Genomic DNA, 6,219 nt, shown 5'->3' with positions numbered 1-6,219 from the left:
GACTGAAGAGTTAATAAAAACAGAAGTCGACAACTCTGCGCCAAACACCTTAGCCATAGAGTCAACTTTCTTATCTTTAGACTTTCAAAGGGAAGCTTTTGAAGAGAACTTTGACGTCAACCTAATCGGTTCGGCCAACTACTATAAGACAAACGAAAACTCTTTCAGCTCTTTTGCTCCTGTTAGCTCACCTATTAAGAGTTATAAAGTAGGTCTAGAGAAAGGGCTTAGTTCTGGTATGAAAGTAGGAGTAAATACTTTTTCTGAGCAATACACGAACTCTTATGTAAATAAGGGAACAACAAGTGGTTTTGGCCTTCAATTCTCTATGGATCTTTATAAGAACTTTCTTGGTAAGTTAACAAGCTCACAAAGAAACTTATTAAAAGAGACGGTACAAAGAGCAGACCTACAAAAGAATATTCAAAAGAAAGCTTTTTACCAATCTCTTAGAAAGGTTTACTGGTCTCTAGTTGCGAACAACGAGCAATTAAAAATTTCTCAAAAGCTCCTTTCTCTTTCTCAAAAGCAGCTCAAAGACTCAAAAGATAAGTTTAGAAATAAGATTGCAGAGATAAGTGAAGTTTCTAGATCTGAGTCTCAAATTGCTGATAGAAAATCTAGAATTATAAACCTTCAATATCAAAGAGAAGTTTATATCCAACAAATTAAAGAATTATTACCAAGCCTATCTAATAAAGATATCTCTCTTGGAGCATACTCAATTGATGATACATCAAAAGAGCTACTAAGCTGTATAGCTCAGATTTCAAGCTTCAATGAGCCTCCTCTACAATACTCAAGCTATGATGAAATTTTAAAATCATTACAAAGTGAATTTACGCACCAGAGAAATATTACAGATTCATACAATAAAGCAAATGTTCAGTTAGTTTCTGAAGTTAGAAGACTTGGAAAGACACAAGGCTATAGTGAGTCATGGGATAAACTGTCAGATGACGGTAGAACTTCTTATAGTGCAGGAATAGAGTTAAAGATACCTCTTGGTGGTAGTACGGCGAAATCTAAAGAACTACAGGAATTACTAGATAAGAAGAGATTTATTTCTCAAAAAGAAGAGATTGTAGGAAGAGTAAACGCCTATCACTCTCAAGTTGTTAAAAATATAAGTTTATTACAAAAAGTTATTCAACAACAAAATATTAATAGTGAAAAGCTAGCTGTTACTCTTAAGCATACAAAGAAGAAATACAACCAAGCGAGAGTATCATTTAGAGACTTAATCCTTGATCAGGATGCGCTACTAAGTAGTAACCTTCTTGAAGTTGAAAGCCAATTAGCAATTATAACTACTCTACTAGACTACTTCACTGTTTACACTGAAATGCCTTGTAAAATTAATAAATAAAACGAGAGATAAGTACTATGAAAACAATATCAAAATTCTTTATAGAAAATTCCAAACTATCGATCGTCCTCATGTTAGGGATGGTTATATATGGAATTATGGGACTAGTTAAAATGAATGCTGAGTCCTACCCTACAGTGAGCTTTGCGACAGCAATTGTGTCTACGAGATATGATGGAGCGACAGCACAAGATATAGAAACAAAAATCACGAAACCAATTGAAGATGAAATTAGAACTGTACGTGGTCTTAAAGATGTTAACTCCACAAGTCAATCAGGTCTCAGTACTATTGTCATTAGAGTAGACATGGATGGAGTAGGAATTGATGTCGAAACAGTAATGAGTGATATTCAAAAAGCTGTAGATAGAACTAATAAGCTACCATCCGACTTAATTGATAGACCAAGCTTCAATGAAATAAAATCTGAAGAGATGCCTGTATTTCAGGTTGCTGTCCTTGGAAGTAATGAAAATAGAAGTAGAGATATTATTGCAGATCACCTAAAAGATGAACTAGAAGACAATAAACTTGTAAAAGGCGTAACCCTCGGTGGCTACACAGAGAGAACCTTTCAAATTGAAATAAACAACAATCTCTTAAATAAGTATCACATTGGAATGCAAGAACTTATCTCCAAGATTCAAGCAAGAAATGTAAACATCCCTGGAGGGAACCTAGAACAAAATACAACTCAACAGCTACTAAGGCTTGAAGGTAAGATTAAAAATAGCCAAGAGCTTGAGAATATTTTAATTAGATCAAACTTCTCGGGGCAGTCAATTTACTTGAAAGATGTTGCAACTGTTGTTGATGGAGAGGAAGAAATAAAGATCAAATCCAGATACAATGGTCAAGAGGCAACTCTCTTAACAATAGCTAAGAAGTCTGGTGCTGATACAATTGAACTAGTAACTGATGTTGAAAAGAAATTATCAGACTACGCAAAACTATATAAGGATAAGGCACAATTCAAAGTATATCTAAACGAGTCTATTAAAGTAAAAGATAAGTTAGACGTCTTAGCTAATAATGCCGTTTCAGGTTTAATTTTAGTTATTGTATTCCTCTTTATATTTCTACCTGGAAAGATTGGTATTATGGCGTCTCTATCGCTTCCAATCGCAATTCTAGGGACTCTTGGAATAATGCCTGCATTTGGTATGAATTTGAACACAATTACTGTTCTAGCGCTAGTTATCGCACTAGGTATGTTAGTTGATAACTCCGTTGTTATTTCAGAGAACTTTACTAGACTTAGACAAGACGGAAAAACATCTCAAGAAGCCGCTCTAGAATCTATTAGAAGTCTTTGGCTTCCTATTACTGCCACGGCATTTACGACTATTGCAGCATTCTTACCAATGCTTGTAACAAAAGGGATAATGGGACAATTTATAAAATGGATTCCAATTGTTGTAACATTGTCACTACTACTATCACTTGCTGAAAGTTTCTTCTTTCTTCCTATGAGACTAGTCGTTGCTGGAAGCTCTGTTAAAAAGGATAAAGACGGAAATTCTAAAAAAGACTGGTTCCATAGATTTGAATCTAAATTTGAAAAGTTTATGGAGGTCTTAATAAGAAGAAGGTATATCGCAGCTACTGGTTTTACAGCGCTGATTGTATTTGCACTATTTATGATGACGGCCGGAAATAAGTTTATCTTATTCCCTGCAGACCAAACTGAAATTTATATTGCAAGATTTGAATTACCTAATGGAACGAAACTAGATGAAACAAACAAGAAGCTAGAAGTACTTTCTAATCAAATAACAGAACTCTTAGGAAATGATGTTAAGCATGTTGTAGGAAATGCCGGAGAATCAAAGGTTCAGCTAACTGACCCTAAAGCTTCAGAAGGAAATAATGTAGGAATTGTTTTTATCTACGTTACAGATGATGCCAAAATAAATCTCTTCTATACTGCAGTACTAGAAAAGCTTAGAAAGAATATTCCAACTGATGGATATAAATCATTAACATTTGAAGCACAAGTTAATGGTCCTCCTGTTGGTAGTGATATTGAAGCAACTTTTAGGTCAAATGATATTGAAGAGCTCGATACATTAATAAATAAAGTAAAAACAAAACTAGGAAGTGTTCCTGGAGTACTAGACCTTAAAATCAATGACATCATCGGTGATGATGAAGTCTTTATCAATATTGATTACGAAAAAGCAGACAAGTTAGGACTAAATATCTTTAATGCAGGAGATACAGTAAGAAGTGCAATCTCAGGAAGAATCATTTCAGAAGTTACTCTCAACAACAAAGATGTTGATTTAAGAGTTCGCTTTAGAGAAGAAGACAGAACAGATATTAATGAATTGAAAAATGTTAATATAATGGACTCTAGAGGAAATCTAGTACCTCTTGGAACATTTGCAACTTTTGAGACAAGAGATGGTTCCCCGCAAATTAAAAGATTTGACTTTAAAAGATCTAAAACATTAGCTGGTTCTATTAATGAAAAGAAAATTACAGCAATGGAAGCAAACCAGATATTATCACAAACCTATGAAGAGCTAAGGTCAGAGTTCCCAAGTGTTTCACTAGTATTTGGTGGAGTTGCTGAGTCGACAAAGGAATCAATGGAAAGTTTAGCTCAGGCAAGTATACTTGCAGCTATTGGGATCTTTGCAATCCTAGTTTTCCTATTCAAGTCATACTTGAGACCGCTTATCATAATGATGACAATACCTCTTGGACTACTAGGGTTTTCAATCGCTTTTGCAACTCCAGTTCTTAGTGGGTACTTAGATAGATCAAGACCAATTTCATTTCTTGCCTTAATTGGTATCATTGGACTTGCTGGGATTATTGTAAATTCAGGAATTGTACTAATAAGCTTTATTGACGAGATGAGAGCAGAAGGGAAATTATCTCTTCATGAGATTCTTGTGAAAGCTTCAGGTATGAGACTTAGAGCAGTTCTGGTGACATCTCTAACGACAGTAAGTGGATTATTTCCAACTGCATACGGTGTGGGAGGATCAGACCCTACTCTAGTGCCAATGACTCTTGCAATGGCCTGGGGATTAACGTCAGGAACTCTACTGACACTATCATTTATTCCTCCTGCGTATGCAATACTAGAGGATTTTCTTAACTTAGTGAATAAACTAACGAATAGAAGAAGAAGTGTTAATAGTGAAGTGACTGAAGAATTAGCATAGGTTTTTATGACAAAAATAAATGAAACAAAGTGTAAAATTATTGAAGTGGCCCTAAAACTTTTTAGTTGCAAGGGCTACAACGGTACTTCTGTTAGAGATATCGCAAAGCAGGCAGATGTAAATCTTGCTTCTGTGAATTATCATTTTAACAATAAGCAAAACCTCTACCTGGAAGTCTTTAGTAACAATTGTTCACAAGTTGAAGAAGACCTCGAGAATTTATACACTCAAGGGATGAGTCTAGAAGACTTCTCCGTGGCGATGTTTGAATTCTTTTTAGACAATAGCCACAATCTCCTTAATACATTCAGACTAATTTTAAATGAGAGCATAGACTTTACATCAGAGTGTAAAGTCTCCTCTACTCACCTCGGACCACCAGCTGGAGGATTAATTTTAAAATTAATCACAGAAGAAGTTGGAGAAGATGTTCCTTTAGATGGAAGATTCTGGGCCGTATCTTCACTTACCGCTCAAATTGTTCATATGGCCATAATACTAAATTCTAGTGTTATCAAAGAGAGATGTAGCCACTTCCCTCATATAAATAAATCTTCTCAAGTTAGAAATATACGCCTCCAATGTAGGTCACTTCTCAACTTTCTAAGGTCTGAGCCCCACACAACATGGGATGAAACCTTTAAACTTGATATTTAATTCCCTACTCATTTACATTTCTAACCTATGCTATAATAAGTAAACAAAATTAAAGCATAGGTTATAGAATGTGTAGATTATTTGGATTCCGCTCAGTCATTCAAAGTCAGGTCCACCACAGCTTAATAAGCGCAGAGAATGCTCTTGAAGTTCAAAGTAATAAACATCCTGATGGATGGGGTGTCAGCTACTACACTGCAGGGGCACCGCACGTCATTAGGTCTGAAAAGACTGCTGTTAATGACACTATCTTTAAAAGAGTATCCGGAATTGTTAGCTCTGAAACAGTAGTTGCTCATATTAGAAATGCAACCCTTGGAACTGTAAATATTCTTAATACTCATCCATTTCAATATGGGAATTGGATATTTGCTCATAATGGAAATATTAAAGACTTTGATAAATATAGAGATAAGATAATTGAAAAAGTCTCACCTCATTTAAAAAGATTCATTCTTGGTAACACAGACTCTGAAATTATTTTTTACTATATACTAACAAACCTTAGTAAGAAGACAGAGCTCTCTGATAGACACTGCGATATCAACATATTGCAAGAAGCGATTCAGAAGTCAGTTCATGAGTTAACTGAGATCATTGGTGAGTACTGCCCTGATGATGATGGAAAGAATACTGAAACATTTCTAACATTTATTATTACAAATGGAAAAACGATGATGGCCCACCAGGGAGGGAAGAAACTCTACTACTCTACTTATAAAGTGAAGTGTTCAGAAAGAGATACATGCCCCTACTTCTCAGTAGAGTGTGAAGCGCCTACAGAGAGCGGTAAAATTAATCATTTGATCTTTAGTAGCGAGCCCCTTCACGGTGACAACACTTGGCTTCCTATGGACGTTGGACAAATGATTGGAGTAGACGAAGAGATGAATCTCTCAATCTACTAGAGTATCTCAAGAGACGATTGAAAAACGTTCAATAGCCCTTCCATTGGTTTTCTATAGTTTCCTTTTGCAAACCTATCTTCCATCCTAATTAAGATATTTGGAATCT

General features: G+C 35.3%; 4 protein-coding genes. All 4 read left to right on the top strand.

The genetic code is table 11. The annotated features are described in order from the left end of the window. Window positions 1-1,369: TolC family protein (locus tag ABX784_RS14910; protein ID WP_372655856.1), on the top strand; the 1,369-nt coding region annotated here is incomplete at its 5' end. A 17-nt stretch (window positions 1,370-1,386) separates the two neighbouring features. Beyond that, on the top strand, window positions 1,387-4,548 hold the full coding sequence (locus ABX784_RS14905) for an efflux RND transporter permease subunit (RefSeq protein WP_372655855.1): 3,162 nt from the start codon (window positions 1,387-1,389) through the stop codon (window positions 4,546-4,548). A gap of 6 nt (window positions 4,549-4,554) precedes the next feature. Further along, window positions 4,555-5,205 carry a TetR family transcriptional regulator gene (locus ABX784_RS14900; RefSeq protein WP_372655854.1) on the top strand — a complete coding sequence of 217 codons (651 nt, stop codon included), beginning with the start codon at window positions 4,555-4,557 and terminating at the stop codon, window positions 5,203-5,205. Window positions 5,206-5,273: 68 nt separating this feature from the next. Then, on the top strand, window positions 5,274-6,113 hold the full coding sequence (locus ABX784_RS14895) for a class II glutamine amidotransferase (protein WP_372655853.1): 840 nt from the start codon (window positions 5,274-5,276) through the stop codon (window positions 6,111-6,113). The last annotated feature ends 106 nt before the right edge of the window (window positions 6,114-6,219 follow it).

The organism is Halobacteriovorax sp., assembly GCF_041587335.1.
Classification (GTDB): Bacteria; Bdellovibrionota; Bacteriovoracia; order Bacteriovoracales; family Bacteriovoracaceae; genus Halobacteriovorax.
This window is presented reverse-complemented; position numbering and strand designations above follow the sequence as displayed.